The organism is Rhizobium sp. No.120 (genome assembly GCF_054558365.1).
This window is the reverse complement of sequence record NZ_BAAJNQ010000008.1, coordinates 16,047-42,599: the sequence shown is the minus strand read 5'-3', so window position 1 is coordinate 42,599 and position 26,553 is coordinate 16,047. Positions and strand designations below refer to the sequence as shown.

Annotated in this window: 23 protein-coding genes; 13 read left to right on the top strand and 10 right to left on the bottom strand. The window is 60.7% G+C overall.

Annotated elements, in window-relative coordinates:
* Positions 1 to 199 precede the first annotated feature (199 nt).
* Genes ACYJRZ_RS21130 through ACYJRZ_RS21110 form a run of 5 tightly spaced genes read left to right on the top strand, consistent with a single transcriptional unit; the run spans position 200 to position 5,233 of the window.
* On the top strand, positions 200 to 1,033 hold the full coding sequence (locus ACYJRZ_RS21130) for a metallophosphoesterase family protein (RefSeq protein ID WP_459462225.1): 834 nt from the start codon (positions 200 to 202) through the stop codon (positions 1,031 to 1,033).
* Entirely contained in the window at positions 1,030 to 2,193 is a 1,164-nt protein-coding gene (locus ACYJRZ_RS21125; RefSeq protein WP_459462223.1) for an ABC transporter ATP-binding protein, read from the top strand. Before ACYJRZ_RS21130 ends, ACYJRZ_RS21125 begins: the two co-directional genes overlap by 4 nt.
* Positions 2,186 to 3,109 carry a carbohydrate ABC transporter permease gene (locus tag ACYJRZ_RS21120; RefSeq protein ID WP_459462221.1) on the top strand — a complete coding sequence of 308 codons (924 nt, stop codon included), beginning with the start codon at positions 2,186 to 2,188 and terminating at the stop codon, positions 3,107 to 3,109. Before ACYJRZ_RS21125 ends, ACYJRZ_RS21120 begins: the two co-directional genes overlap by 8 nt.
* On the top strand, positions 3,106 to 3,942 hold the full coding sequence (locus ACYJRZ_RS21115) for a carbohydrate ABC transporter permease (protein WP_459462219.1): 837 nt from the start codon (positions 3,106 to 3,108) through the stop codon (positions 3,940 to 3,942). The genes ACYJRZ_RS21120 and ACYJRZ_RS21115 overlap by 4 nt, the downstream gene beginning before the upstream one ends.
* A 25-nt stretch (positions 3,943 to 3,967) precedes the next feature.
* A complete protein-coding gene (locus ACYJRZ_RS21110) occupies positions 3,968 to 5,233 on the top strand; it encodes an ABC transporter substrate-binding protein (RefSeq protein ID WP_459462217.1) in 1,266 nt (421 codons plus the stop codon).
* Positions 5,234 to 5,304: 71 nt separating this feature from the next.
* On the opposite strand, the gene ACYJRZ_RS21105 is transcribed toward ACYJRZ_RS21110, so the two are convergent.
* Positions 5,305 to 6,288 (bottom strand): substrate-binding domain-containing protein, encoded by a 984-nt coding sequence (locus ACYJRZ_RS21105; RefSeq protein WP_459462215.1) that lies wholly within the window; start codon positions 6,286 to 6,288, stop codon positions 5,305 to 5,307.
* Between the two features lie 248 nt (positions 6,289 to 6,536).
* On the opposite strand from ACYJRZ_RS21105, the gene ACYJRZ_RS21100 reads away from it, so the two are divergent.
* Positions 6,537 to 7,451 (top strand): 3-hydroxyacyl-CoA dehydrogenase, encoded by a 915-nt coding sequence (locus tag ACYJRZ_RS21100; protein WP_459462213.1) that lies wholly within the window; start codon positions 6,537 to 6,539, stop codon positions 7,449 to 7,451.
* A gap of 32 nt (positions 7,452 to 7,483) precedes the next feature.
* Here the strand turns inward: ACYJRZ_RS21100 and ACYJRZ_RS21095 are convergent, their stop codons facing one another.
* Positions 7,484 to 7,939: a MarR family winged helix-turn-helix transcriptional regulator gene (locus ACYJRZ_RS21095; protein WP_459462211.1), complete on the bottom strand. Its 456-nt coding sequence runs from the start codon at positions 7,937 to 7,939 to the stop codon at positions 7,484 to 7,486.
* Between the two features lie 74 nt (positions 7,940 to 8,013).
* Between ACYJRZ_RS21095 and ACYJRZ_RS21090 the strand changes: the two genes are divergently transcribed.
* Positions 8,014 to 9,174, top strand: a complete 1,161-nt coding sequence (locus tag ACYJRZ_RS21090) for an FAD-dependent oxidoreductase (RefSeq protein ID WP_459462209.1) — start codon at positions 8,014 to 8,016, stop codon at positions 9,172 to 9,174.
* A gap of 69 nt (positions 9,175 to 9,243) precedes the next feature.
* Here ACYJRZ_RS21090 and ACYJRZ_RS21085 read toward each other — a convergent pair whose 3' ends face one another.
* Entirely contained in the window at positions 9,244 to 10,830 is a 1,587-nt protein-coding gene (locus ACYJRZ_RS21085; protein ID WP_459462207.1) for an aldehyde dehydrogenase (NADP(+)), read from the bottom strand.
* Positions 10,831 to 11,053: 223 nt separating this feature from the next.
* Here ACYJRZ_RS21085 and ACYJRZ_RS21080 point away from each other — a divergent pair, with 223 nt between their 5' ends.
* On the top strand, positions 11,054 to 12,568 hold the full coding sequence (locus ACYJRZ_RS21080) for a mechanosensitive ion channel family protein (RefSeq protein WP_459462205.1): 1,515 nt from the start codon (positions 11,054 to 11,056) through the stop codon (positions 12,566 to 12,568).
* Here the strand turns inward: ACYJRZ_RS21080 and ACYJRZ_RS21075 are convergent.
* Entirely contained in the window at positions 12,565 to 13,176 is a 612-nt protein-coding gene (locus ACYJRZ_RS21075) for an NAD(P)H-dependent oxidoreductase (RefSeq protein WP_459462203.1), read from the bottom strand. The two genes, ACYJRZ_RS21080 and ACYJRZ_RS21075, sit on opposite strands and share 4 nt — an antisense overlap.
* A gap of 79 nt (positions 13,177 to 13,255) precedes the next feature.
* On the opposite strand from ACYJRZ_RS21075, the gene ACYJRZ_RS21070 reads away from it, so the two are divergent.
* Positions 13,256 to 13,861, top strand: a complete 606-nt coding sequence (locus tag ACYJRZ_RS21070) for a TetR/AcrR family transcriptional regulator (RefSeq protein ID WP_459462201.1) — start codon at positions 13,256 to 13,258, stop codon at positions 13,859 to 13,861.
* 32 nt (positions 13,862 to 13,893) lie between these two features.
* Here the strand turns inward: ACYJRZ_RS21070 and ACYJRZ_RS21065 are convergent, their stop codons facing one another.
* The 3 genes from ACYJRZ_RS21065 to ACYJRZ_RS21055 all read right to left on the bottom strand — a co-directional run bounded on the left by ACYJRZ_RS21065 (position 13,894) and on the right by ACYJRZ_RS21055 (position 16,874).
* Positions 13,894 to 15,423: a S10 family peptidase gene (locus ACYJRZ_RS21065; protein ID WP_459462199.1), complete on the bottom strand. Its 1,530-nt coding sequence runs from the start codon at positions 15,421 to 15,423 to the stop codon at positions 13,894 to 13,896.
* 144 nt (positions 15,424 to 15,567) lie between these two features.
* Positions 15,568 to 16,272 carry an isochorismatase family protein gene (locus tag ACYJRZ_RS21060; protein WP_459462197.1) on the bottom strand — a complete coding sequence of 235 codons (705 nt, stop codon included), beginning with the start codon at positions 16,270 to 16,272 and terminating at the stop codon, positions 15,568 to 15,570.
* A gap of 116 nt (positions 16,273 to 16,388) precedes the next feature.
* Positions 16,389 to 16,874, bottom strand: a complete 486-nt coding sequence (locus ACYJRZ_RS21055; RefSeq protein ID WP_459462195.1) for a MarR family winged helix-turn-helix transcriptional regulator — start codon at positions 16,872 to 16,874, stop codon at positions 16,389 to 16,391.
* 74 nt (positions 16,875 to 16,948) lie between these two features.
* Here ACYJRZ_RS21055 and ACYJRZ_RS21050 point away from each other — a divergent pair, with 74 nt between their 5' ends.
* The 3 genes from ACYJRZ_RS21050 to ACYJRZ_RS21040 all read left to right on the top strand — a co-directional run bounded on the left by ACYJRZ_RS21050 (position 16,949) and on the right by ACYJRZ_RS21040 (position 21,609).
* Complete coding sequence (locus ACYJRZ_RS21050) at positions 16,949 to 17,812, top strand: haloalkane dehalogenase (RefSeq protein ID WP_459462193.1); 864 nt, start codon at positions 16,949 to 16,951, stop codon at positions 17,810 to 17,812.
* 144 nt (positions 17,813 to 17,956) lie between these two features.
* The gene (locus ACYJRZ_RS21045) at positions 17,957 to 18,847 is read left to right on the top strand and encodes an amino acid ABC transporter substrate-binding protein (protein ID WP_459462191.1); all 891 of its coding nucleotides are present in this window, start codon (positions 17,957 to 17,959) and stop codon (positions 18,845 to 18,847) included.
* Positions 18,848 to 19,047: 200 nt separating this feature from the next.
* Positions 19,048 to 21,609 (top strand): GcvT family protein, encoded by a 2,562-nt coding sequence (locus ACYJRZ_RS21040; protein ID WP_459462189.1) that lies wholly within the window; start codon positions 19,048 to 19,050, stop codon positions 21,607 to 21,609.
* A gap of 65 nt (positions 21,610 to 21,674) precedes the next feature.
* Here ACYJRZ_RS21040 and ACYJRZ_RS21035 read toward each other — a convergent pair whose 3' ends face one another.
* Positions 21,675 to 22,538 carry an alpha/beta fold hydrolase gene (locus ACYJRZ_RS21035; protein ID WP_459462187.1) on the bottom strand — a complete coding sequence of 288 codons (864 nt, stop codon included), beginning with the start codon at positions 22,536 to 22,538 and terminating at the stop codon, positions 21,675 to 21,677.
* A 235-nt stretch (positions 22,539 to 22,773) separates the two neighbouring features.
* Between ACYJRZ_RS21035 and ACYJRZ_RS21030 the strand changes: the two genes are divergently transcribed.
* Complete coding sequence (locus ACYJRZ_RS21030) at positions 22,774 to 23,550, top strand: class I SAM-dependent methyltransferase (RefSeq protein ID WP_459462185.1); 777 nt, start codon at positions 22,774 to 22,776, stop codon at positions 23,548 to 23,550.
* 131 nt (positions 23,551 to 23,681) lie between these two features.
* Here the strand turns inward: ACYJRZ_RS21030 and ACYJRZ_RS21025 are convergent, their stop codons facing one another.
* Positions 23,682 to 24,824 (bottom strand): alpha-hydroxy-acid oxidizing protein, encoded by a 1,143-nt coding sequence (locus ACYJRZ_RS21025; protein WP_459462183.1) that lies wholly within the window; start codon positions 24,822 to 24,824, stop codon positions 23,682 to 23,684.
* Positions 24,824 to 26,536 (bottom strand): thiamine pyrophosphate-requiring protein, encoded by a 1,713-nt coding sequence (locus ACYJRZ_RS21020; protein ID WP_459462181.1) that lies wholly within the window; start codon positions 26,534 to 26,536, stop codon positions 24,824 to 24,826. Before ACYJRZ_RS21020 ends, ACYJRZ_RS21025 begins: the two co-directional genes overlap by 1 nt.
* Positions 26,537 to 26,553: the final 17 nt, after the last annotated feature.

Genomic DNA, 26,553 nt, shown 5'->3' with positions numbered 1-26,553 from the left:
GGTACCGCCGCGTACAGTCCTTCCGGCATGAGACAAGCGGCAGCATCATTTGACGGTGATGTGACAAAACTGAAAAACAGCTGAAAACACCTGTTACCTGACTGACATGGGGCCCCTCTAAAGAGAGCGCAGAGACGCGTCGGTATGAGGGCAATCCCTTCCGCGGGCGCACCCTTTCTGAAGACTGCGGAGAAGCGCCTTGAAGATCATCCAGATCACCGACACGCATTTGAGCCCCAACAAGCCGCATTTCAACGGCAATTGGGAGCCGCTGGCGAAATGGATCGAGGCAAGTGGCGCCGATCTCATCATTCACACCGGCGATCTCAGCGTCGATGGCGCCGACAAGGATGAAGATCTCATCTTCTCCATGGAACTGATGCGCCAACTCTCCGTGCCGATGCTGATCGTGCCCGGCAACCACGATGTCGGCCACCTGCCCGGCTCCTATCAGCCCGTCAATCCAGAGCGGCTGGACCGCTGGCGCCGCCTCGTCGGCCCGGATTATTGGGCGAAGGACGTCGACAACTGGCGCCTGATCGGCCTCAACAGCCTGCTGATGGGCTTCGAGGATGCCGAAGAGCAGAAGCAGTTCGACTGGCTGCAGGAGAAGCTCGAAAGCCGTGGCGAGCGCCGCATCGCTCTCTTTGCCCACAAGCCGCTTTTCGTCGATGCGCCCGATGAGGGCGATACCGGCTACTGGAGCGTTCGTCCGGCGCAGCGCCGCCGTCTCTACGATCTTATCGCGGCCCACGATGTCGCCCTCTTCGGCAGTGGCCACCTGCACTGGACCTGGGAAGGCCGCTTCAACGACACGAAGCTGGTCTGGGCGCCGCCTGGCGCCTTCATCCTCGGCGAGATGGAACGCGAAATGCCGGGCGAACGCCTGATCGGCGCGGCGATCCACGAGCTTGGCGAGAGTGTATCGACCGAGCTCGTCGCCGTACCCGGCATGACCGCTTACTTCCTCGATGACGTCGTCATGGAAGTCTATCCGCAAGCCGCCCCCAAGGCAAAGGAGCCGACCGAATGAGTGCGCTTTCGCTTCGCGGCATCGCCAAATCCTTCGGCGGCAACGCCATCCTCAAAGGCGTCGATCTCGACGTCCAGCCCGGCGAATTCATCGCTCTCGTCGGCCCGTCCGGCTGCGGCAAGAGCACGCTTTTGCGCATCCTCGCCGGCCTCGACCATGCCGACAGCGGTGAAATCGTCCTCGGCGGCAGCGACGTTTCCGGTGTTGCCGCCGCCGACCGCAACATCGCTATGGTGTTCCAGTCTTACGCGCTCTATCCGCACCTGACAGCCTCGGAAAACATCGCCGTGCCGCTCGCAATGCGCCGCCTGTCGCGCGTCCAGCGCCTACCCTTCATTGGCTCGCTCATCCCCGGCCAGCGCACGACCCGCGCCGGCATTATCCGCGATGTCCGCGAAATGGCCGTATCGCTGAAGATCGATCACCTGCTCGATCGCAAGCCCGGGCAAATGTCCGGCGGTCAGCGTCAGCGCGTGGCACTCGCCCGCGCCATGGTGCGCCGTCCCGCCGTCTTCCTGATGGACGAGCCGCTTTCCAATCTCGACGCCAATCTGCGTGTCCATGCTCGCGGCGAGATCGTCGATCTGCACCGCCGTGCCGGCGTGCCCACGGTCTACGTCACTCACGATCAGGCCGAGGCGCTGTCGATGGCCGACCGCGTCGCCGTCATGATTGGTGGACAGCTGCTGCAGCTCGCCTCTCCCCAGACGATCTATGACGACCCGGCTCATGTCGAAGTCGCCCGCTTCGTCGGTCAGCCGCGCATCAACCTTTTGCCGGCGCTCGCCGAAAACGGCACCGTCGCCTTCGGTGGCATCCGGCTGGCACTCGACGACAGCAGCTTAGCCGGCAGGAATGTGACTCTCGGTATCCGCCCGGAATTCGTGCAGCTCTCCCAGGACCGTCAGGATGCGCTCGCCGCCCATATCGAGCGCATGGAATTCCTCGGCTCGGAAGTCATCCTCTATGCCAAGCTCGACGCCATCGGCGAAACCATGGTCGTCAAGCTTGCACCGGCGGAAGTCGCCGGCCTGTCCGCCGGTATGCCTGTCGCGCTGACGCTTGCAGCCGAACGGGCCATGGTCTTCGCCGAAGACGGCCGCCGCCTGCGCGCAAGCCCCACGACCGTTGACGCGACACGGGAGAAGGCGCATGGCTAGCATTGCCGCCACCTCCCTGCCGATGAGGACGGCCGCGGCACGCGAACGCAGCGAAGCCCGAACGGCGCTGTTCTTCGCCCTGCCTGCCATCATCTTGATTGTGCTCTTCATCATCGTGCCGATCGTCGCCGTCGTCGTGCTCGGCTTTACGGATTTCCAGCTCGGCGACAAGAGCCTGCGCTTCGTCGCCTTTGAAAACTATGCGCATCTGCTGCGCGACCGCGCCTTCCAGAAATCGCTCTGGAACACGACGGTCTACACCGCCATCGTGGCACCCGTCTCGATCGTCCTCGGCCTCGGCGTCGCATTACTGATTGAGAGCGAAGGCATCGGCCGCAGCTTTTTCCGCACGGCCTATTTCCTGCCCGTCGCCTCGCTGATCGTCGCGATGGCGACCGTCTGGCAATATCTCTTCCATCCGACGATCGGCCCGATCAACGCGCTGCTCGGCGAGATCGGCGTGCGTGGCCCGAATTGGCTCGGCGCCTCGGCGACCGCCCTCTACAGCCTGTCGATCATCGGCGTGTGGCAATCGGTTGGCTTCAACATGGTGCTGTTTCTCGCAGGCCTCACCGCCATCCCGCGTGAACTCTATGCCGCCGCCGAAGTCGATGGCGCGAAATCCGCATGGGACCGCTTCTGGCTCGTTACCTGGCCGATGCTCGGGCCGACGACGCTCTTCGTCACCACGATCAGCATCATCAATGCGGTGAAGGTCTTCGACACGGTGAAAGCCCTGACTGACGGCGGCCCAAACCATGCTTCGGAAGTCCTCCTCTTCAGCATCTACCAGGAAGGCTTCGTCTATCTCCGCGTTGGTTATGCTTCGGCAATGACCACGGTGTTTCTCGCCATCCTCGTGGTGCTGACCTTCCTGCAATATCGCGTCCAAGACCGGCAGGTGCATTACACATGACCTCGACAGGCTTCACTCCCGGCCGCATCCTGCGCCTCTCTCTACTGATCCTGGGCTCGCTCATCTTCCTCGCGCCCTACATCTTCATGATCTCGACCGCCGGCAAGGCACAGGACGATATCTTCACCTCGGCGCTGAAGCTGATCCCGACGCATTTCTATTATGTCGAAAACATCGCCAAGGCGCTAAGCAAGGTTTCGATGGGCACGCTGCTCTTCAATGGCGTCCTGGTCTGCGGTCTGATCTTCTTCTTCCAAGTGCTGATCGCCATTCCCTGTGCCTACGCCATGGCGAAGCTGAAGTTCCCGGCGGCACGCACCATGATGGTGCTGGTCATGCTCGGCTTGCTGGTCCCGATCCATGCGACGGCGCTACCGCTCTATGTCGGCTTCAATAGCCTGTCGCTCCTGAACAGCTATACGGCTCTCGTCGCGCCCTTCTCGATCTCGGTCTTCGCGATCTTCATGTTCCTGCAGTTCTTCCGTTCCATGCCGGACGATCTGATCCATGCAGCCCGCCTCGACGGCATGTCGGAAATCGGTATCGTCGCCCGCGTTATCGTGCCGAATGCCTGGCCGGCGGTGACAGCCTTTGCGATCTTCTCGGTCGTCGCGCACTGGAACGACCTCTACTGGCCGCTGATCGTCATCACCAAGCAGGAATACTTCACGCCGCCGCTGGGCCTCATGTATTTCCGCGCCGCCGAAGCAGGCGACGACTACGGCGCTCTGATGGCTGCAACCCTCATCATCACCCTTCCCCTCGTCGCGGCATTCCTTCTGGCACAGAAGCGTTTCGTCGAGGGCATCACAATGACCGGTCTCAAAGGCTGATCGGTTCGACAACGGAGAACGAGCGATGAAGCATATCACCCAGATTCTCGCCGCCGCGGCCATTTCGATGGTCGTGTCGGTCCCGGCTTACGCCGAAACGACCCTGACGGTTCACTACCCCATGCCCGGTTTCTTCAAGAACGTGATGGACACGATCTCGAAGAAGTTCATGGAGGAAAACCCGGATATCAAGATCCAGTTCGCCGCTCCTTCGGCCACCTATGAGGAAGGCATCCAGACCATCCTGCGCCAGGCCGGCACCAGCGAAATGCCCGATGTCACCTTCATCGGCCTCAACCGTCTGCGTATGATGGACGAGCGCAACGTCGCCGTCGATCTCGGCCCCCTCGTCAAGAAAGAGGGCAACATGGCCGAGAAAGGCTTCTCGGACACGATCCTGAAGCTCGCCCAGGTCAAGGGCAAACAGGTCGGCCTCGCCTTCGCGACGTCCAACCCGATCATGTATTACAATGCCGATCTGGTGAAGGCTGCCGGCGGCAACCCGGACAACCCGCCGAAGACCTGGGACGAGGTCATCGCGCTTGCCGGCAAGATCAAGGCGCTCGGCAACGGCGTCGACGGCATGGACTTCCGCTGGCAGGGCGACGACTGGATGTTCTCCGCCCTCCTCTTCGGCGCCGGCGGCAAGATGCTGAGCGACGACGAGACGAAGGTGGCCTTCAACGGTCCCGAGGGTCAGAAGGCCGTCGAACTGATCCAGCGCTTCGTCAAGGAAGGCGGCATGCCGGTCTTCACCAAGGCCGCTGGCGAACAGGCTTTCGCAGCCGGTAAGGTCGGCTTCGAATTCCAGACGACCGGCGCTCTCGTCAACACCATCAAGAATGTCGGCGCCAAGTTCGACCTGCGCACTGCCAAGCTGCCGCTGATCGACCCGGTCAATGGTCGTCTGCCGACGGGCGGCAACGCCGTCGTCATCCTGACCCACGACCCGGTCAAGGAAGAAGCCGCCTGGAAATTCGCCAAGTTCGCCGCCGGCCCCTATGGCGCCTCGGTCGTCGTTCCCGGCACCGGCTATGTTCCGAACAATGAGCTTGCTGCCAAGTCGGCCGAATATCTCGGCGACTTCTACAAGAAGAACCCGCTGTTCCAGGCCGGCCTCAGCCAGATGTCGATCATGGTTCCCTGGTACGCCTTCCCGGGCTCCAACGGCGTCAAGGTCACGCAGACCATCGTCGACAACCTCTCACGCATCGTCGATGGCTCGGCAGAGCCGAAGGAAGCGCTCGACGACGCCGCTTCCGACGTCGAAGGTCTGCTGCCGCGCAGCTGATCTTTCGAACCCATCTGAACGATCCGCGCCGTCTCGCAACAGGAGGCGGCGTTTTCATATGCGAAGATATGTCAGGATTGGAGGGTGAGATCGCGTACTGTGCCGCCCGCACGCATCCGGTAGGGCACGGTCAGATGACGTGGCGGCGCGGCATTCTCAGCCATGTCGAGCAGCAGCGAGGCGGCAGCGGCCCCCATGGTTCCATCCGGAATTTCCACCGTCGTCAGAGCTACTTCACCTAGAAAACCGAGGGAAATCCCGTCAAAGCCGGCGACGGAAATATCGCGCGGGATCGAAAGACCCTGACGCCGAAGTGCACCCATGACGCCGAGCGCGAGAAGATCGTTGGAGGCAATGATCGCCGTTGGGCTAAACCGCGAAACCGCATCTGAAAGATCGAGCTGTTCCAGGCTGTTTACGAAGGAAATTTCGAGCGCATCGAGAGGCAGCTGACCCGCTGCTTCCATCGCCTTGATATAGCCGAGGTAGCGCAGCTTGGCTCGATCCGACGCGGAGAAATGGCCTGATATGAACAGGATGCGGCGATGTCCCTTGCACAGGAGATGATCGGTCAGGTCCCGGCCCGCACCGAAATTGTCGGTCGCGACGGCCGCCGTGAAGCGGTTGGTCGGCAAGTTTCCAAGCAGGACCGTGGGTGGCAAGGCGGAGGATAGGACGAGGCTGCGTTCGGGATTGCAGAGTGTAAGGATCAACCCGGTCGGCTGCTGCTGAAGCAGCGAGGCGACGGCATCGACCTCCTGCGCCGGATCGTAGTTCGATTGCGCGATCAGCACGCTATGCCCCGCGTAAAGGGCGCGGTTCTGGATACTCGAGAGCGAAGCCGCGAAAACCGGATTGGTGATGCTCGGAATGAGCACCCCGATCGCCGGCCGGCCAGGGCCGCTACGCCCGCCGGCCCGATAGCCAAGCTCCGCCGCCGCCCGGCGCACGCGCCGCACCATTTCATCGCTCACCGGACCACTGCGATTCATCACCCGGCTGGCGGTCGCGACCGAGCAACCGGCGCGAAAGGCGATCTGCTGGAGCGTCGACATGATATCAATCACCTCCGGCTTCGGTTTCAGCGCTCGACTGGTGCAGCCCTATGGGAATGTCGGGGATTTATATCAGACCGATGACACTTATTTGACAGCCCTCCGCGCACCGCGACAATCCGACCCTTGATCTTTGCTGCAGCGCAGCAGATGCTCGCTCCGATCGCGCGGCGAATGATGCTGTCATCAACCGATGTCATGATTGCCGCGCTGTGATCCGCAGATCCGCCCCTCGAAAGGATGCTCTCATGTCAGAAGCACGGACGCCTGCCACCACCACCGACAAGACCGAAAGACTATTTTTTCTCGATATCAACGACGGACGAATCCTCTCCTCCGCCATCGACGGCACTGATTTGAAGCTCATCGTCCAGCGGCAAGGCCGCAGCCCAGACGGCATTCTCGTCGACAGCGAGAACGGCTGGATCTACTGGACGGAGATGGGCAACGACTACAACGCCCATGACGGCTCCATCGAGCGCATGGACCTCGACGGCAGCAACCACATCACGCTAATCCCGCCGGGCAGCACGCTCGTCACACCGAAGCAGATCCAGCTCGACCGCGAAAACGGCAAGCTCTATTGGTGCGACCGCGAGGGCATGCGGGTGATGCGCGCCAATATCGACGGCAGCGATATCGAAACCCTCGTGCAGAATGGCGACAGCCCGGAAGACAGCGCCGATATCGAACGCTGGTGCGTCGGCATCGCCCTCGACCTGCCGCTCGGCCAGATCTACTGGACCCAGAAAGGGCCGCCGGATGCCGGCCTCGGCCGCATCTTCCGTGCCGGCATCAATATCCCGGCCGGCGAAACCGCGACGAGCCGCAGCGACATAGAAATCCTGCTGGACAAGCTGCCGGAACCGATCGACCTCGAGCTGGATCTCGCCACGCGCACGATCTACTGGACCGACCGCGGCAATCTCCCGCGCGGTAATACCGTCAATCGCGCAGCGATGAACGATATCGCCGCAACCTCCGAAGTCGTCCTCGAAGGGCTAGACGAAGGCATCGGCCTCTCGCTCGATCTCCCCAACAACCGCATGTTCTTCACCGACATCGGCGGCAACCTCTATTCGGCAAGCCTCGATGGTTCAGGCGAGCGCGAACTTCTTCATCATGCCGGCTCGTTCACCGGTATCGTCTACGCCGAAATCTGAATGTTGATCGTCGTAGGCGCACACCAGCGCGCCTACGACCCATCCTCCTCGGCCACCATCCGATCCAGATTCTGGTTTAACCGCCGCATGAGTTCAACCAGCGTCTGAATTTCATCAGCGCTGAAGCCAGAAAGAACCTGTTCTCTCCCCTCTTCCAGCGCCTGGCGCGCTGCCGGGAGTTTCGCGACTGCGGCCTCGGTCAACGACACGAGGCTACTGCGGCCATCGGCCGGGTCGGGCGTGCGCCGGATCAGACCATCCCGCTCCATGCGCGCCAGCATCTGAGCCATCGATGGCTGCTCGATTTTGGCGAATTTCGCCAAATCCTTCTGCGACATCTGCGCGCCATTCCGGAGCAAATACAGCACCGGCAGCTGGCCGATATTGAAGCCCAAAGCTCTCACCCGACGTTCGCCAAGACGTGAAAACGCTCGCGACGCCATGTTGATGAGCGGCGCCGGTGTGTCGAATAAATCCCAATCAATCATGTCTTCACCACTTGAGTAGGTACCTATGTTAATTTATATAGGTACCTATATAAAAAATTATGAGAACTCTGTCCATGACATCCTATCCCCGCATCGCCATCATCGGCGCAGGTCCCGGTGGTCTGACCCTGGCCCGCATCCTCCACCAGGCAGGTGTGCCGACCATCGTATTCGAACGCGAGGAACATGCACTTTCCCGGCCGCAGGGCGGCACGCTGGACCTCCATGTAGAATCCGGCCAGCTCGCGCTGCGCCGCGCCGGCCTCTACCAAGAATTCCTGACAATCGCCCGCTATGAGGATCAAGGAAGCCGGCTCTATGACAAGCATGGCGCGCTGCTCTTCGCCGATGACGACGCAGATGAATCCGATAGGCCCGAGGTCGACCGCACCGCGCTCAGGCAAATCCTGCTCGCCTCTTTGCCATCGGAAGTCATCTGCTGGAACCACGGTCTGCGCGAAGTCCGCCCGCGCGACGACGGCACGTACGATCTGGTCTTCGAAAACGGAATGGCTGGTCCCTTCGACCTTGTCGTCGGCGCTGACGGCAGCTGGTCCAAGGTCAGGCCGCTTGTCTCCTCGTACCACCCGCAATATAGCGGTATCACTTTCATCGAATTCGGCATCGACGATGTCGACGCCAGCCATCCGGATCTCGCAGTCCTTGTCGGCCGCGGCAAGATCGGCGTCGAAGCCGATGGAAGAGGCCTGATCGTCCAGCGCAACGGCAACGCCCATCTCAGAGGTTACGCGATCTTCCGTGTGCCGGCCGACTGGGCAGACGAGACCTTCGACTTTTCAACGCCGGCAAAAGCCCGCGCGCGGCTGATGGCCGAGTTCGAAGGCTGGACGCCGGAGATTCTGCGCTTCATCGAAGCCAGCAACGACCATATTGTTTCTCGACCGATCTACGCATTGCCGGTTGGCCACCACTGGCAGAACCGCATCGGCATCACACTGCTGGGCGATGCCGCACATGTGATGTCGCCCTTCGGCGGCGAAGGCGTGAACATGGCGATGCTGGACGCAGCGGAGCTCAGCCGCCAGCTTCTTGAGCAGGCCGACTGGAAACGTGCCGTCCAAGCCTATGAAGCTGAGATGTTCGAGCGGGTCATCGAGCCAGCAGGACAGGCCGCCGAGGCCGTAGCGACGGAGCTTTCTCACCTCGGAGCCGAGCTATCGCTTCAGCATTACAAGGCACATCTCGAGGCCCGTCAACAAAGTGCGGCAACGTAGCCGCACTGAAAGAAAAGCGGGCCAACCTGACCCGCTTCAAAGAATGTCATCTATCCCGTCGGGGGCGGCTCAGTTACTCTTTCGCACGCCATCCAGCAGATGCGGCAACGTCTTGACGCCCTGGTCACGCAATTCCGCCGGCAGCAGCCCTTCCGGAAGATCCTGATAGGAGACCGGGCGCAGGAATCGGCGGATGGCCAGCGTGCCGACCGAGGTCGTGCGGCTGTCCGAGGTCGCCGGGAACGGCCCGCCATGCACCATGGCGTGGGAGACTTCAACGCCAGTCGGCCAGCCATTGGCGAGAATACGCCCGACTTTGCGCTCCAGCACCGGCACGAGCTTGGTGGCCGCCGCATAATCTTCCGCTTCAATCTGCAGCGTCGCGGTCAGCTGGCCCTCGAGCTTTTCCGCAACGGCGATCATCTGGTCGATATCCTTGCAGCGCACGAGAAGGCTCGCTGCACCGAAGACCTCATGGCCGAGACGTTCATCCGCCAGGAACTCCTCGACGTCGGTCTCGAAGAAGATACCGGGGCTGCGATTGACACCTTCAGCCGGAGCGCCGTGAGCGACGGTCTTCACAGCTTCATGTTCCGCCAGTGCCGCAACGCCCTTGTCGAAGGCGGCGTGAATGCCGGGTGTCAGCATTGGCGCGGGCGCACGGCCGGTCAGCGCGTCACTGGCAGCCTGGACGAAGCGGTCGAGGTCGGGGCTCTCGATTGCAAAAAGCAGGCCCGGATTGGTGCAGAACTGGCCGGCACCGAGCGTCAGGGAATCGATGAAGCCGGTCCCGATCGCCTCGGCGCGCGCGGCAAGCGCTGCCGGGAACAAGAAAACGGGATTGACGCTGCTCATCTCGGCATAGACCGGGATCGGCTCGGGCCGCGCCGCGGCAATGGCGCCGAGCGCCAGTCCGCCGCCGCGCGAGCCGGTGAAGCCGACGGCCTTGATGCGGGAATCGCGCACCAGTGTTGCGCCGGTTTCATTGGCACCGGTCAGTAGCGAGAATGTGCCTTCCGGAAGACCGGATGCGGCGACGGCGGCGCGGATGGCGCGGCCGACAAGCTCGCCCGTGCCCGGATGGGCAAGATGGCCCTTGACGACGACCGGGCAGCCGGCGGCAAGTGCCGATGCCGTATCGCCACCGGCAACCGAGAAGGCGAGCGGGAAGTTGCTGGCGCCGAAGACGGCGACCGGGCCGAGCGGGATCTGGCGCAGGCGCAGGTCCGGCCGTGGCAACGGCTTGCGCTCAGGCAAGGCCGGATCGACGCGCAGGTCGAGCCACTCGCCGGCACGGACCACCTGCGCGAAGAGCCGCAGCTGGCCGACGGTGCGGGCGCGCTCGCCCTGCAGGCGCGCCACCGGCAGGCCGGTCTCTTCCGCCGCCCGCTCGATCAGTGCATCGCCGATTTCCATGATATTGTCGGCAATCTTTTCGAGGAATGCTGCGCGCTGTTCGGGAGTGGTCGCACGGTAAACGTCAAACGCCTGCGCCGCCAGTTCGCACGCTTTGGCAACTTCGCTCTCGCCGGCGATCGCAAAAGCCGGCTCCAGGCTTGCGCCGGTTGCCGGGTTGATGGCACGCACGGTTCTGTTGCCGCCGGTAGAATCTGAGCCGATCAGCAGATCGCCGCGAATCTCGAAAGACTGTATCATGGGTATTCCTTAATGATGTCGGAGCGCTAAGGTGGCGCTGCGAGAGCAGATAGCAGGACGGGATGACAGATATAAGATGATAATCGTCATCTAATTATCAAGGTACAAGTCCTGAGATCAAGGCGTCGGCGTCAATTAATCATACTTTTTCTGCATATGGCGCTGCCGCCTCTTTCGTGCCAATTTAGCGCCCATCCGAAAGACCGAGTGCGACCAAGTCCCCATGTCCATTGCACTTCTTGGCGATCCGATCGTCCAGTTCTTCATTCTGGTTGTCGTCGGCACATTCGTCAGCCGCATCATGCTGCGTCACCAGCGCGCGGGGCGTCTGATCGGTCAGATCGCCTTTTTCGTCTGCCTGACCGCACTTTTGTTCTATCACGGCATCGTGCCCTATGAGCCGAGCCCGCCGCAGGACTCGGTGACGCTGCGCACCTTCACGGGCTTTGCCAAGATCGTCTGGTGGGTCAATGGTGCCTGGGTGCTGATCGCCTGTGTGCGGCTGTTCCTGATTTTCGAGCGCAAACCCCGCGAAGGCCGGCTGCTGCAGGATCTGATCGTCGGCGTCATCTATCTCGGCGCCATTCTCTCCATCGTCGGTAATGTCTTCAGCGTCCCGATCGGCACACTGATCGCGACATCGGGCGTCTTCGCCATCATTCTCGGTCTTGCCTTGCAAAGCACCCTGAGTGATGTCTTCTCCGGCATCGCCCTCAATCTCGGCCGCCCCTACTCCGTCGGCGACTGGATCATCCTCGAAAATGATGTCCAGGGCCGCGTCGTCGAAACCAATTGGCGCGCCACGCAATTGCTGAGCGGCACCAACGATCTGGTCGTCATTCCGAACAGCGTCCTTGCCAAGACGCGGCTGACCAATCTCTCCGCGCCCGACGAGAGTCATGGCGCCACCGTCACCGTTCGGATTCAGCCGACCACTCTGCCGCGCATCATCGCGGATGTGATGCAAAACGTCTTGATCAGCTGCAATTCGATCCAGAAGAACCCGGAACCCAATGTCGCCATCAATTCCATCGATGGGCAGGCGATCGAACTGCAGCTGTCTTTTCGCGTGCGCGACATGTCGCTGACCCAAGCCGCAAAGAACGAGATCTACGATCTGCTATTTCGCCACGCCAAGGCGGCAAACTTGAAATTCGCCGATCCCCCCGGCACGATCGTGCTTCCGATGGAGCAAAAGCCTGAAGCGGCCGACGAGAAGCAACATGCGCCCGGAACACCATGGCGGCTTGTCAGCAATATCCCCCTGTTCTCTTCGCTTACCGAGGATGAAAAGGAACATCTGGCATCGCATATGCAGCGTCGGACCTACCGCAAGGATGCCGTCATCGCCGAACAGGATGCCCGCATGCGGGCGCTGACGATCGTCCGCTCGGGCGTCGTCAGCATCACCCGCCGCGAAGGGCATCGCCAGATCGAGCTGACGCGCCTTGCGCCGGGAGATTATTTCGGTGAGAACGGGCTGCTGATGGGGTCGGGCGAAGTCGGGACGGTTCGCGCCCTGACCTTCGTCGTCACCTATGAAATCGGCGAGGAATGTCTGGCGCCGCTGCTGCATGACCGGCCGACCCTTGCCGAAGAACTCGGCGCCATTCTGGCAAAACGCATCGAGGCGGAGCAGCATCTCTTCGCCAATGTTGATATGCTCGGCCATGGCGCTCACGTGACCTCGCTAAGCTCGCGCATCAAGCATCTCTTTCAACTGCAGCAGCACGATTAGGCCGCATCCGCCGCCTTCGTCGATCGCGAAACAGCTAAGAGATTTTGCCCGATGGCGCGGGCGGTATTGAAATGGGAGCTCACATCCTGCGTCTCCGTCAGCAGCAATTCGGAGGTCGCGACGGGAGCGCCGCAATATCCGAAAATGCCATGATCGATCTGCATCTTCATGGCACCGAAATAGCCATGGCGCGCATAGGTCCGCATGGTTGCACCGCCAATAGCGATCAGATGGACGCGAAGATGGCGTAATCTTTTGATCGCCCTGTCACCGGGCATGTCGTCATAGGCCCAGCCATTTGTGAACACCCGGTCGATCCATCCCTTAAGGAGCCCAGGCATGGACCACCAATAAACCGGATAGACCAGCACCAACGCATCGGCGCGATCGATTCGCGCTTGCTCGGCAACAACATCTTCGGGCGATGGCCCTTCTCTGAGATGAGCCGCAATATCGGCGGCGCTGAACCTCGGATCAAAACCTTCCGCCGTTAGATCCGCGATTTCAAACGAAGCCCCCGAAGCCGTTACACCTTCGGCGACTTTGGCCGCGACGGCGTGGCTGAACGATTCGGGATTCGGATTGGCAATGACGATAAGCGCGTGCATGTGAAAAACTCCTGATGACACATTGTGAGCGGCGGCCCAGTCTTATATACTTTTAGTAAGTTACTTTTGGTATATAGCGATGTCAAGCATGCAGATAAAGAAACCGGAATCCCGCAGCCGCCTGACGCGGGAGGAGCGCTACCGGCAGCTCATCCAGGTTGCCTGGCAAATCATCGGCGAAGAGGGAACGGAAGCCCTGACATTGGGGCGGCTTTCTGAGCGTGCCGGCGTGACGAAACCTGTGGTCTACGACCACTTCACGACCCGTTCCGGCCTGCTTGCCGCGCTCTATCGCGAATACGATATCAGACAGACCTCGGTGATGGACAAGGCGCTGGATGCAAGCAGCCCGACGCTGACAGGCAGGGCGGAGGTGATAGCCGCCTCTTATGTCGATTGTGTGCTGCTGCAGGGACGCGAAATACCCGGTATCATCGCCGCCCTTGCAGGCACGCCGGAGCTTGAAAAAATCAAGCGCGAATATGACATGGCCTTCATTGAGAAATGCCGCGCGCTGCTCGCTCCTTTCGCCGATGCAAGTTCCATCAAATCGGCCGGCCTCTGGGCGATGCTGGGTGCCGCCGAAGCCCTGTCTTATGCTGCGACGACAGGCGACATCAGCCCACAGCAGGCAAAGGACGAGCTCCGTGAAACCATCAAGGCCATGGTCGCGAGAAACAGGTGAGAACGGGTTCCCGGTAAAGTCCCGAACGACGGTCAGTTCGATTGCGGTGTCGGCACCGCCTTGAGCTGCCCAGCATAAAACGCCTTGGCGTCGCCCGTGAACTGCTCGCGCGACGTCGGCCGCGTGTAGAACATATGGCCGCCGCGATAGAGCTTCATCGCCACGCGGTTAGCAAAATCGGACGGCATATGGTCGAGCACATATTTGTTCACGCCAAAGGGAATGACGAGATCGCTATAGCCCTGCCCGATCATCACCCGGAAGGATGGCGAGAGCGACAGCAGCTCCTTGAGATCATCGCTGACGCCCGCGGTTCCGCGCGAGCCACCATTGCGCCCACCCCATTTCCATTCCCTGTTCACGGATGACGACAGCAGCGTGTAGGTCATGTCGGTATGGAAGCCCAACTCGTCACGTGCATAGCCTGAAAAGGCACCGCCATAGGCGCGGACGAAGCCATCCAGAACCGGATCGCCGCCATGCTCGGCCTCGGACTGCGGATAGGGGTCGGGCGCCAGAAAGGAAGCATCATAGGCGCTCGCCACATCCGCGCCATCGCCATTGGAATGCTTGCGATAGACGCCGCCAAGAAAGCCCTGGTTCTTGGCGACGACATCCTGCGGTATGCCGGTCAGCTTCGCGACGAGTCCGTAGAAGGCTTGGCCGGAGTCTCCTGATGGCGGCCGTCTGGCAAGAGTTGGCAAATATTCGTTGAAAGCGAAGGCTTCGGCATCCTGGACTGCTTTCTCGCTGAAGGCGTTTTGACGCTCCAGTTCGGCCGCTGCCAGTGACGGCAGCTGCAGGGCCGCGCCAAGCGCATCCTCACCGCCCCCGAAGACAAACCGACCCTCCAGCAGCGGCGACAGCATCACGACGCCGGAAATCAGAATGCCCTGATCCTCGCGCAGGCTGTTGGCAACCTTGATCGAACGAAATCCGCCATAGCTCTCACCGAGGATATATTTTGGCGATGCTGCCCGGCTGTTATGTGCGACGTAGAGGGCAATCGCCTTGGCAAGGCTCTCGGCATCGCTGTCGACGCCATAGAAATCATTCTGATCATCTGGCTTGGCAGTGCGGCTCCAGCCGGTACCGATCGGATCGATCAGCACGAGGTCGGTAAATTCGAGCCAGCTTTGCGGATTGTCCACCAGCTTGGCATTGGCGCCATCCCGCCCGTCCGCGCCGAAATCGACGATGCGTGGACCGACGAGCCCGAGATTGAGGAAGGCCGAAGCGGCACCTGGCCCGCCATTGAACACGAAAGTGACGGGCCGGTTCGCATCCCGGTTCTTTGCGACATAGGCGGTGTAGAAGATCGCGGCACTGCGCTGCCCATCCTGGCCAAAGAGATCGAGCGTACCCGCTGTCGTCGTATAGGGGATGGTCTTGCCATCAGCATTCAGCACATGATCGCTCACGGCATCGGGCGGCAGGAGCGAGAGCACGCCGCTCGCACTGGCAGGCGCGCCATGACCCGGCTCAGGCGGAGCGGCGGAAGCCGTTACCGATATAAGGGAAAAGGCCAGCGCCAGGCCGGGAACCATCTGGCGAAAAGACATGAAATCGCATCCTCCAAAGGGATCATCGCATAGCGGTCATTGCCGGCGATACTATGTCACGAACACCAAGCGCCGAAACTCAAGAGATGTTGATCGATAAATGATCGAGCATGGCGCTTCTGGAGGATGGCGGGCTGCAGCAAATCAGAATTTGATCCTGTCGATGCTGGTGAGCGTCGTCTTCTGCGCCACGCCAGGTGCATTGACCATGTGCCAAGCCACATATTGCTCGCCGTACAGCTCGGTGGAGGACATGCCATCGACGGGCAGTACGATGTTCATGCCGTTGAGCGCGGCATCCGTTGCCGTATCGAGTACCGCGCCCTCCGAGGCCGTACCCGTGACGATAACGGTCTTGATGCCTTTGTCGGAAAGAATGCTGCGCAGGTTGGTGCCGATGAACTTGTCCGCTCCGGATTTGACGATCGGCTCGCTCGCCAGAGGTGCGAGCGCCGTTGCGATATCCTGCGGCTCGCCGACACCGGCCAGGCTGAAGACCACCAGCATCTCCTTGGCTCGAGCCTGATCGAGCAGGGTTTTGACCTTGGGGACGGAGGCGAGGCAACGGGGCTTGGTCTTCACGTTGCACGGTCCCTTGGTCGGGTCCTGCGCGCCATTGAAATCGAGGATCAGCAGGGCCGTCGCCTTCGGATCGACGGCAACAGTCTTCAGCTCTGGCGGCGCCGGCGGCTTCACCTTCTGCCAGTCGTCGATGATCGTCTGCGCCGCGGCAGGTGAGATCAGCGCAGGACTGAAGCCTATGCATAGGATTGCAAAACCCGCACCGAATGCAAAGCTGGTCTTGCCAACCCTGCCGCTTGTTTTTCTAACCGAGTTCCCCTCCTGCATCGACGTCCTCTTGGTTTGACGGTGGTGGAAGAGAGATAGGACATAAATTCCGACCGGGCACCGAAACTCTTCGTGATGCGCCGCCCGCCCAGATCACGGCGAGCGACAGGGAGCCGCTAGGCGCCGGCAGCATCGTCGGACGGCTGTTCGCTACCTTTTTCGCCACCACGCAGCTTCTCCAGCAGGTTTTGCAATCCCTGCCTGATCACTTCGATTTCGCCCGAACCGGCCATGTCGGACCAACGCTGCTCCACCATCTTGCCCGCAGCCATGGCGACCGGCCGCACGCCCTTGCCGCGCTCGGTCAGAAACACCAGCCGAGCGCGCCGGTCGTTCGGATCCGGTCGCCGTTCGACATAACCCAGGCGCTCCAGTTCCTCCACCGCCTGCGTCATCGTCTGCTTGCGCACATGGGCAAGCCGGGTGAGTTCGCTCACCTGGATGCCTTCCGGACGCGCGAAGGTGAAGACGTTGGAATGCGGCGGGCGGATGTCACGAAAGCCGGCCTCCTCCAGCGCGGCGTCGACAGCCTGCGCATATTGCTGATGAACGAGCCGCAACAGCAGACCCAGCGACAGATGAGCTGGAGCATCTTTTTCCATATAGACAGGTGCCTGACCATTATGATAAATAGACAGGTACCTTACCATTGTATTTCACGAGAGGATACCCCCACATGCCCTCGCTCAACGTGCTGGATTCAACAATTTTCTATCAGGAAACGGGAACGGGAACGCCCTTCGTCTTCCTGCACGGCAACCCGACCTCATCTCACCTGTGGCGGAATGTGTCGCCTGCCGTCACCACACCGGGCCGTCGTCTCGCGCCCGATCTCATCGGCATGGGCCGCTCCGGCAAGCCCGATATCGCCTACACGTTCGAAGACCATTCGCGCTATCTCGACGCCTGGTTCGATGAACTGGCGCTCGAGGAAGTCGTATTGGTCGGTCATGACTGGGGCGGTGCGCTTGGCTTTGATTGGGCAGCCCGCCATCCGGAACGCGTGCGTGGTATCGCCTTCTTGGAAACGATCGTGCGGCCGATGACCTGGGACGACTTCCCCGGCGCACGCCCTCGCTTTGAAGCGCTCCGGTCGCCCGGTATCGGTGAGACAAAGGTATTGGACGAGAACTTCTTCATCGAACAGGCTCTGAGGCTTACCGTTCTCAACGGACTTAGCGAAGAGGATCACGCTGTCTATGCCGCACCCTATCCGACGCGCGAAAGCCGCCGGCCGCTGCTTGCCTGGCCGCGTTCGATGCCGATCGAAGGCAAACCGGCCGACGTGATCAAGCGCATCGAAGCCTATGACGCCTGGCTGGCGGAAGATGCCGGCATTCCCAAGCTGCTGCTGACCTTCGAAGGACCAGCAGAGACATTGCTGATTAGCGAGGTGATGACGGCCTGGTGCCGGGAAAACATAGCCGATCTCGAGATCAGAAACTGCGGGCCGGCCAGGCACAATGCGCCGGAAGATCAACCGGAGGCCATCGCGTCAGCTATTTCCGACTGGGCGGATCGTCACGCCTTGTCCAGATAGGCCTCGTAATCGAGCAGGAGCCTTGCGCTACTGCTGCTCGATCGCTAACCATCGAGGACAATCCGTCGTTGACAAAAAACTGCCAGCCCATAATCTGCGTCTAAGCCTTTGCGATTGCCCAATTTTCTTTTGGAGATCAGGATCATGCCGGCACATTGCATGAGACGACTGGTTCTGGCAGGCATCATCCTCGGCATATCCGCTTGTATGGCAGCCGCCGCGCAGACACTCGACGCAATCGCGCAAAAGGGCACGATCCGCATCGGCTATATCAGCGATGAAGAACCCTTCTCCTTCAAGAAGAAGGACGGCAATCCAACGGGATATGCCATCGACCTCTGCGGCAAGATTGCCGATGCTGTCGGTACCAAGGTCGTCAATCTCAAGCGGGATTATGTCGAAACCACGCTTGCCGATGGCTTCGATGCAGTTAAAAGCGGCCAGGTCGACCTTCTCTGCGGCGCCATCACCATCAATCTCGGGCGACGCCAAAGCGTCGATTTCTCACAGCCGATCTTCATCACCGGCGCCAGCGCCCTGCTGCGCAAGGATTCGCCTGATTATCTGATGTCTTTGTTCCTCGACAAGCGGCTGGCGCAAGTCTCCGCCAAGCCCGCCCCCGCAACGAGTGCGATTGGCGTTCGCGCCGACACGACAACAGGCACGACCCTGCGCGAGGCGCTAGGCTCCGACGTGCCGAAGACGCGGATCGCCGAGTTCGCCACGCATCAGGACGGTCTGGTCGCGCTCGAAAACCACAAGATCGATGCCTATTTCGCCGATCGCGCCCTGCTCTTCGATCTCGCTTCCCATGCGCATAATCCGTCCGCGCTCGCCATCGGCAACCGCCTCTTCACGCATGAGCCCTATGGGATCGCACTCCGGCAGGATGACTCCGCCTTCCGCCTGCTCGTCGACCAGACGCTGACCGAGACCTACCAGTCGGATGATTTCGCCAAGCTACTGACCACTTATTTCGGCCAGGAAGGCCCCGTCTTGCGCCGCGAAATCATGATGCAATCGATCCCTCAATAATAAGGGATAGCGTGCAGACGGTTATAAAGTCGTCTTTGCGACATCTCCGATCAGCATATGTCGCCGCCAAACCCAGCCATTTCCTGATGGGCCAGCGTGACGGTCGTCGTGCAAGCATCTTCAATATGTCGTAGACAGGCTCTGGTCGCCGCCGCACACATCATAAAATCCGTCTTCAATATCAATCAGGGTCGCACGCAATGGCAGTATTTCCTCAAAAGGCGAAGGTCGTCATCATCGGTCTCGGCGGTATCGTCGGCGCATCGATCGCCCACCATCTGATCGAGCGCGGCTGGGACGATATTGTCGGCATCGACAAATCAGGCATCCCGACGGATATCGGCTCGACAGCGCACGCCTCCGACTTCTGCTACACGACGAGCCACGATTTCCTTTCCTGCTGGACAACCCTCTATTCCATCGATTTCTACGATAAGCTCGGCCACTATGCCCGCGTCGGCGGTCTGGAAGTCGCCCGCGTCGGCGATGATGACCGCATGGCGGAAATCAAGCGCAAAGTCACCTCGGGCAAGGCCTTCGGCACACGCGCCCGCCTGATCGAGCCCGCCGAGATCAAGGAAAAATTCCCGCTGATCGAGGAAAGCATGGTTCAGGGCGGCATGTGGGACCCGGATGCAGGCCTCGTCATTCCCCGTTCGCAGACTGTTGCCGGCAAGCTGATCGACCAGGGCGAAAAGAGCGGCAAGCTGCAATCCTTCGCCAATACGCCGGCCCAGTCGCTGATCGTCAAGGACGGTCGCATCAGCGGCGTCGTCACCCATCGCGGCACGATCGAGGCAGACTATGTCATCGTCTGCGCCGGCCTCTGGGGCCGCCTGATCGCCGAAATGGTCGGCGAAGACCTGCCAGTCATGCCGGTCGACCATCCGCTGACCTTCTTCGGTCCCTACAATGAATTCGCCAACACCGGCAAGGAAATCGGTTTCCCGCTGATGCGCGACCAGGGCAACTCCGCCTATATGCGCGACACCGGCGATCCGAAGACCGCCGAGGGCGGCCAGATCGAATGGGGTTATTACGAGGAAAAGAACCCCCGCCTCTGCCATCCCCGTGATCTCCTCGAAAAGCATGAGGCACGCCTCTCGCCGTCGCAGCGCGATCTCGACATGGAGCAGATCATCGAGCCGCTCGAGCGCGCCATGGAGCTGACGCCGATCCTCGGCGAACTCGGCTATAATGAAGGCCATTCCTTCAACGGCCTCCTGCAGGTCACCACCGATGGCGGTCCGTCTGTCGGCGAAAGCCAGAAGGTCCGCGGCCTCTGGTATTGTGTCGCCATCTGGGTGAAGGACGGCCCCGGCTTCGGCAAGCTCGTCGCCGACTGGATGACCGACGGCCGCACGCCGATCGACCACAACCGGATCGATTATTCCCGCTTCTATCCGCATATGCTGGAAGAGAAATTCATCGAAGGCCGCTGCACCGAGGCTGCGCAGAAGATCTACAATCCCGCTGTCCACCCGCGCGAACCCTACGCGACCGGCCGCAATGTCCGCCGCTCGCCCTTCTATGAGCGTGAGAAGGAGCTCGGCGGCTACTTCATGGAGCTTGGCGGCTGGGAGCGTGCGCATGGCTATGCCGCCAACGAGCACCTGCTGGAAAAATATGGCGATCGCATCCCCGTGCGCGAAAATGAATGGGACAACCGCCATTTCTGGCGCGTTTCCAATGCCGAGCATCTGGCGCTGAGCGAAGATTGCGGCATCATCAACCTCTCGCATTTCGCCATGTACGACATCGAAGGCCCCGATCATGTCGAGCTGCTGGAATGGCTCTGCGCGGCCAAGATCGGCGGCGATGCCAATATCGGCAAGGGCATCTACACCCACTTCCTCGACGACGAGGGCATGGTGCGGGCCGATTTCACCGTCATCCGTATGGCCGACCGTTGCCGCCTCATCGACGGCGCCGATGCCGGCCCGCGCGATTTCCACTACATGCGCCGCGTTGCTCAGGACAAGGGCTTCGACGTCACCATCACCGATGTTACCGAACGCTATGTCACCATCGGCATCTGGGGGCCGAATGCCCGCACCAACCTGCAGAAGGTGGTCGAGAACCCGGAAAGCCTCTCGCACGAGAACTTCCCTTTCGCTGCCATCAAGCAGATCCGCCTTGCCGGCAAGAACGTCACCGCATTCCGCATCTCCTATGTCGGCGAACAGGGCTGGGAACTGCACATGGCCTATGGTGACGCGCTGGCCGTCTGGGATGCGCTGCGTTCGACGGGCGCCATCGCTGTCGGCGTCGAGACCTATGCCAACAGCCGCCGCATGGAAAAGAGCCTGCGCCTGCAGAATGCCGACCTGTTGACGGAATATAATCTTCTCGAAGCCGATCTCGCCCGCCCGAAGGTCAAGGAGGCCGATTTCCGCGGCAAGGCGAAGCACCTCGAATACCGCGCCCGCGAGCATCAGCCGGCCATGCTCTGCACGCTTGTGATGACCGACAATATCGACTCCAACGGCGTGGCCCGCTACCCCGTCGGCATCCTGCCGGTCATGGATCCCGAAACCGGCGAAACCCTTGTCGACGAGCTCGGCCGCCGCTCCTTCACCACCTCGATCGCCTACGGCCCTACCATCGGCAAGAACATTGCGCTCGCCTATCTCCCCTGGTCCTATGCCCAGGAAGGCCGCAAGCTGACGGTCGAATATTTTGGTGAGACTTACCCGGTCGAGGTCGCCGGCGTCGGCTACAAACCGCTCTACGACGCCGAGAACCTGAAGCCGAGAAGCTGATCTCCAACAAACCGGAAAGCGAGGTCATGCCTGGCTTTCTGGTTGTCTGTCGGACCGGACGTCTGTCAGGCCGTGTGATCGATGATGGCCTGCGCGATCTCGTCAATATCGCGCTCGTGGATTTCGTGCCCTCCACCCTCGACCCGGTGCAGCCGTGCATCTCGCACGACCTTGGTGAAGGCCTCCCCGTGCTCTATGGGAAACAGCGGATCGGCTGTGCCGTGGATCGCAAGGACCGGCAATTTGATATCGGAAGCGTGAAGTCTTTCGGGCCTTTCCTCACTCACGAGCGTGAAATGGTTCGTAGCGCTGGCAAATGACGACGCCCGTGCCATGTCGCGGGCGATCAACGCCCTTGCAGCGTCAGGATCGTGCGGATGCCTGGTGCCGGCAAGCATCGTTGTATCGCGACGCAGGAAATCGGCAATAGCTTCGAGGTTCGACCAGTCGATTGCTTCGGCCGACCTGGAATGCTCCTGATAGGCCTCCGTCGAGGAGGGCAAGCCCTCGACTCCAAGCGGTGATGTGCTGATCAGCGTAAGCGTGCGCACACGCCGGGGATGGCGCAACGCGACTTCTTGTGCAACGGCGCCACCCATCGACATGCCCACTACATGCGCTGTTTCCAATCCATAGCCTTCGAGAATGGCGATGGCATCGTCGGCCAAGTCGCCGAACGAATAAGGCGGTTCGCCTTGCGGATAATGTGTCGAGACGCCGGTATCGCGTTGATCGTATCGGATCACATAGCGCTGGCGGGCGGCAAGCGCCTCGCAGAACCTGTCCGGCCACCACAGCATCGAAGCCATCATTCCCATGATCAATATGATGGGCGGACTGGAGGAATCACCGAAAGCCTGGGTCTGCAGTTTCGCTCCCTTGCCCTCGATTGACGTCTGGGTGGCAGTGAATGATCTCGTTTCTTCCATGGTAAAATCCACCCGATTGCAAATTGCAACTGGAATCGTATTGCATAACTGATCTTATTATGCAATCAGTTTATGAGGCTGAAATACGGGGTATCGACTTCCATCAGAGCAATTCCAGAAAAGTGCCCAGCAATTTTCCATCCGGAATTGTGCAAGAACAATGGATTAGAGCTGTTCGAGGGTCTTGCGAGAACTGAGCCCGATGGCGATTGAGACAAGATGAGAGAGGCTTGTAGTGCTGCAATGTGCTGATTTTTACGACGCTGAACTATCACGGCATAACCGGCATTTGCGAGCCGCCGCCCACGTCCGGGCGCATGACCGTGTACTCGATATCGGCTGCGGAGCCGGACAAACCACCCGCGAAGCAGCTCTTGCCGCAACACAAGGCAGCGCGATCGGCGTGGACACGTCCGCCGAGATGATTGAGATAGCGCGTCAGCGTAGCGCTGATGCGGGATTGCGCAACATCAGCTTCGAGCTGGGTGACGCACAAGCTCACGACTTTCCAGCTGCCGACTTCGACCTATGCATCAGCCGGTTCGGCGTCATGTTCTTTGCCGATCCGCCGGTGGCATTTGCCAATATCGCCCATGCAATCCGCCCCGGTGGACGCATCGCCTGGATGGTATGGCAAGGCGAAGAGCACAACAAATGGTCCAGCGCCATCAGGCAGGCGCTGGCGCCAGGAAGCACCATTTCTGCAAAAGCCGGCAAGGCATTTTCGCTCGGGGATCCCGCTATTGCCACGAAGCTACTAAGCACTGCCGGCTTCACCTCGATCGACTTGATAGACGTGCGCGAACCGGTCTTCTATGGACCTGACGTCGATTCCGCCGTCGATGCCTTGAGCCACCTGTATATGGTAAAGGACGCGCTCTCGCATACGGACGGGACAGCCAACCAATCACTGCAGCGTCTGCACGATCTGCTGGAGGCGCATATGACCCCTGAAGGTGTGCTCTTCCACTCCCGCGCATGGATCATTACCGCCGATCGGGCCGATGGCTAAGTGGCCTCCACCTTTCCGGGCGATTGCGTTACGGCGCGGATCTGCGAACACCCGCTTTAGGTTCGCGCCCGCGATTTTAGCATGAGTTTTGCCTCCCTCAAGCTAAGGCCCATCATTAGCCAACGCAAAAACTAGTCGGCCTCGCGCGCGCCTCTAGCATCAGGCAAAAATGCGCCGGAAGTTGATCGCATAAGCGCCCTCGTGCCTAATAGCGCTTGCGTTCTGTCAATCTCGCGTCTCAGAAGCTCTATTACCTCGACTACCCCCTGCTCACCGCCGACAGCAAGGCCGAACAAGGCAGCGCGGCCAATCATCACCGCGCTCGCACCCAGCGAGATCGCCTTGACGATGTCGCTGCCACGCCGGATGCCGCTATCGATGATGATCGGAACATTGACGACGGAAAAGCGAGACAGAACGTCGATAGGTGCGGGAGCTATGTCGAGTTGGCGGCCGCCATGGTTGGAGACAACGACGGCATCAACGCCGAGAGCGACAGCACGCTCAGCGTCGTCGGGGTGTAAAAGCCCTTTTACCAGCAGATGACGTGGCCAGCGGTCGCGCAGACGTTTCAGATCGTCCCAATCGAAGCTCGCGTCCATCTTGCGGGAAAGAAGTGCTGCCTGGGCATTGGGATCTGTGACCGTGTCTGTGGCGAGATTAGCCATTAATGGCGCGCCGTGCCGGCCAACGTCCCACAGCCAACGCGGATGACAAAGGACATCTGCGATGGTCTTGGGACGGAAGCGGAACGGCATTACGAAGTTGTTCCGCTCATCGCGCTCCCGCTTGCCGCCCATCGCAACATCCACCGTCAAAACCAGATGACTGAAGTCGGCCGCAAGCGCCCGATCCACTAATTGATCAGCGAAATCGCGGTTCATAACATAAAGCTGGAACCACAGATCGCCGTTCGAAGCCTTGGCGACTTCTTCGATGGAATTGTTCGAGGCCGTCGACAAAGTGAAGGGGATACCCAATCTGGAAGCAGCCCTGGCGAGCAAAATATCGCCCTCGCGTCGGTAAAGGCCGTTGAGGCCGGTCGGCGCGATGACGATCGGCATCGGCAGGCGTTGCCCGAACCAGTCGATGCTCTGGTCGCGGACGGAGACATTGTTGAGCAATCGCGGCGTCATTTTGATCGCCTCGAAAGCCCTGCGGTTTTCCTTGAGCGCGACCTCGTCTTCTGAGCCGCCGTCCAGATAGTCAAAGACAAAGCGAGGTAACCGGCGCCGCGCCTTCCGCCTGTATTCCTCGACGTTGAGAAAGGTCATTAGGGCGCGATCCGGATTTCGACAAGGGCCTGGGTCTTGTGTATCGTCACCTGTTCGATCGCGGCTATCAGAGCCGCGTCGAGATCCTCAGCGCGATCCACCCGGGCAGTCCAGGCTCGGCTTGCCGCCGCCACCTTGGTAAAGTCCGGCGCCGGTGCAAGCGAAACCAGAGGCATAGTGTTTGCCTTTGCCGCATATCCGTCCGGGTAAACGCCGAGCACCGACTGGCGTACCGCCCCCCATTCGGAATTGTTAAGAACCAGAATAAGCAGCGGAATGTCAGCCGCTTCTGCAATCTGATGGCAGGCAACCGGGTTAGAGAACATGTAGGAACCGTCTCCCATGGTGGCGACGATCAGCCTGTCCGGCCGGGCGAGCTTCATGCCGAGCGCTGCGGGGAAGCACCAGCCAAGGCCGCCGGAATGCGGTTCCTGAAACCAGCTATTGGGCGAGCGCAATGTCAGCTCCTCGAGCGGCGCGCCGAGCTCTGAAAGCACCGCCGCGTCCATTCCCTCGATAGCCTTGGACAGGCAGGTGCTGACAAAAGCCTTCGACATCACGGGGCCACGGCCTGCCGCTGCACGTTCCAGGACTGCCGCGCGGCGCTTGGAGGATGCGGTTGCGACCTCGGCGCGGCGGGCATCGCGAACCTTTTCCGTCTGCAGCAAGAAGCCGGAAACGGCGGCAGAGAGTTCAATGATGACATCGGCCGTATCGCCGACAAGTGCCAGATCGCAGGGGAAGTTGCGGATGGGAAAGCGTGCATAGAGCGGATCTTCGCCTATATGCACAACCTTGCAGCCGGGCTTTAGCGCATGAATATCGGGCGACCATGGCGCAAGGCTGTCGATCACCAGTACGAGATCGGCCTTGGCAAGCCATTCGGCTGGGTCGCCGCCCACCGCCATAGGATGGTCGGTCGGCGCCGCGAGCTGGATCGCCCAATATTGGCAAATCGGAATGCCCCACTCCTCGGCGAGGCGCGACAGGGTCTCGAAGCCTTCCGGCGAGCCTGCGCCACGCTGTGCGATGATCAACGGGTTCTTGGCTTCGCTCAGCAGTTTCGCGGCTGCGTCGATATCGGCGCGGCGCGGCCCAGCGCTCGCGGCCGCAATCGTCGCCCGACCTTCGAGCTCGTCCGATGGGCAAGGCTCACAGAGAACTTCGCGCGGCAGACTCAGATAGACCGGCCCGCGCGGCGTCGAATTGGCGATGGCAAAGGCCCGGTCGACGATGTCGACGGCCTGTTCGGGAAATTTCAGCTCGTAGTCCCATTTGACCGATTCGCGGATCATGGCGGCCTGGTCACGCATTTCCTGACCCCAACCGATCGGTACCGTGCGGGCGCCGAGGCGCCCCTTTTCGACGACGGGCGTGCGGCCGGAAAAGACGAGCACGGGAACATGCTCGGTCGCCGCGTTGATTGCGCCAATAGCGCAATTGGCAAGGCCGACATTGGTATGAGCCATGACCGCCTGTGCGCGTCCCGTCGCCAGATAATAGCCGTGCGCCATGCCCATGGCCGCGTTTTCATGCGGGATGACGATGGCCTTCGGTAGCGGGATCTGCTTGGCCGATGCCTCCGCCAGACCCTCGATGATCGGCGGGAAATCCGTTCCGGAATTGGCGAAAATGTAATCGACGCCCACGGCCTTCAGGCGCGCGAGAAGAGCACCGCCGGCGGTTATCGTTGGAGTCTTTTCGTCCGTCATGAATGTTACTCGCTTTC

Coding starts and splice junctions, on each gene's coding strand:
- ACYJRZ_RS21085 (WP_459462207.1), bottom strand. CDS start 10,830: ATGATACAGTCTTTCGAGATTCGCGGCGATCTGCTGATCGGCTCAGAT.
- ACYJRZ_RS21100 (WP_459462213.1), top strand. CDS start 6,537: ATGTCAGAAGCACGGACGCCTGCCACCACCACCGACAAGACCGAAAGA.
- ACYJRZ_RS21105 (WP_459462215.1), bottom strand. CDS start 6,288: ATGTCGACGCTCCAGCAGATCGCCTTTCGCGCCGGTTGCTCGGTCGCG.
- ACYJRZ_RS21045 (WP_459462191.1), top strand. CDS start 17,957: ATGCCGGCACATTGCATGAGACGACTGGTTCTGGCAGGCATCATCCTC.
- ACYJRZ_RS21050 (WP_459462193.1), top strand. CDS start 16,949: ATGCCCTCGCTCAACGTGCTGGATTCAACAATTTTCTATCAGGAAACG.
- ACYJRZ_RS21035 (WP_459462187.1), bottom strand. CDS start 22,538: ATGGAAGAAACGAGATCATTCACTGCCACCCAGACGTCAATCGAGGGC.
- ACYJRZ_RS21095 (WP_459462211.1), bottom strand. CDS start 7,939: ATGATTGATTGGGATTTATTCGACACACCGGCGCCGCTCATCAACATG.
- ACYJRZ_RS21125 (WP_459462223.1), top strand. CDS start 1,030: ATGAGTGCGCTTTCGCTTCGCGGCATCGCCAAATCCTTCGGCGGCAAC.
- ACYJRZ_RS21060 (WP_459462197.1), bottom strand. CDS start 16,272: ATGCAGGAGGGGAACTCGGTTAGAAAAACAAGCGGCAGGGTTGGCAAG.
- ACYJRZ_RS21110 (WP_459462217.1), top strand. CDS start 3,968: ATGAAGCATATCACCCAGATTCTCGCCGCCGCGGCCATTTCGATGGTC.
- ACYJRZ_RS21090 (WP_459462209.1), top strand. CDS start 8,014: ATGACATCCTATCCCCGCATCGCCATCATCGGCGCAGGTCCCGGTGGT.
- ACYJRZ_RS21055 (WP_459462195.1), bottom strand. CDS start 16,874: ATGGAAAAAGATGCTCCAGCTCATCTGTCGCTGGGTCTGCTGTTGCGG.
- ACYJRZ_RS21120 (WP_459462221.1), top strand. CDS start 2,186: ATGGCTAGCATTGCCGCCACCTCCCTGCCGATGAGGACGGCCGCGGCA.
- ACYJRZ_RS21115 (WP_459462219.1), top strand. CDS start 3,106: ATGACCTCGACAGGCTTCACTCCCGGCCGCATCCTGCGCCTCTCTCTA.
- ACYJRZ_RS21040 (WP_459462189.1), top strand. CDS start 19,048: ATGGCAGTATTTCCTCAAAAGGCGAAGGTCGTCATCATCGGTCTCGGC.
- ACYJRZ_RS21075 (WP_459462203.1), bottom strand. CDS start 13,176: ATGCACGCGCTTATCGTCATTGCCAATCCGAATCCCGAATCGTTCAGC.
- ACYJRZ_RS21080 (WP_459462205.1), top strand. CDS start 11,054: ATGTCCATTGCACTTCTTGGCGATCCGATCGTCCAGTTCTTCATTCTG.
- ACYJRZ_RS21065 (WP_459462199.1), bottom strand. CDS start 15,423: ATGTCTTTTCGCCAGATGGTTCCCGGCCTGGCGCTGGCCTTTTCCCTT.
- ACYJRZ_RS21025 (WP_459462183.1), bottom strand. CDS start 24,824: ATGACCTTTCTCAACGTCGAGGAATACAGGCGGAAGGCGCGGCGCCGG.
- ACYJRZ_RS21070 (WP_459462201.1), top strand. CDS start 13,256: ATGTCAAGCATGCAGATAAAGAAACCGGAATCCCGCAGCCGCCTGACG.
- ACYJRZ_RS21020 (WP_459462181.1), bottom strand. CDS start 26,536: ATGACGGACGAAAAGACTCCAACGATAACCGCCGGCGGTGCTCTTCTC.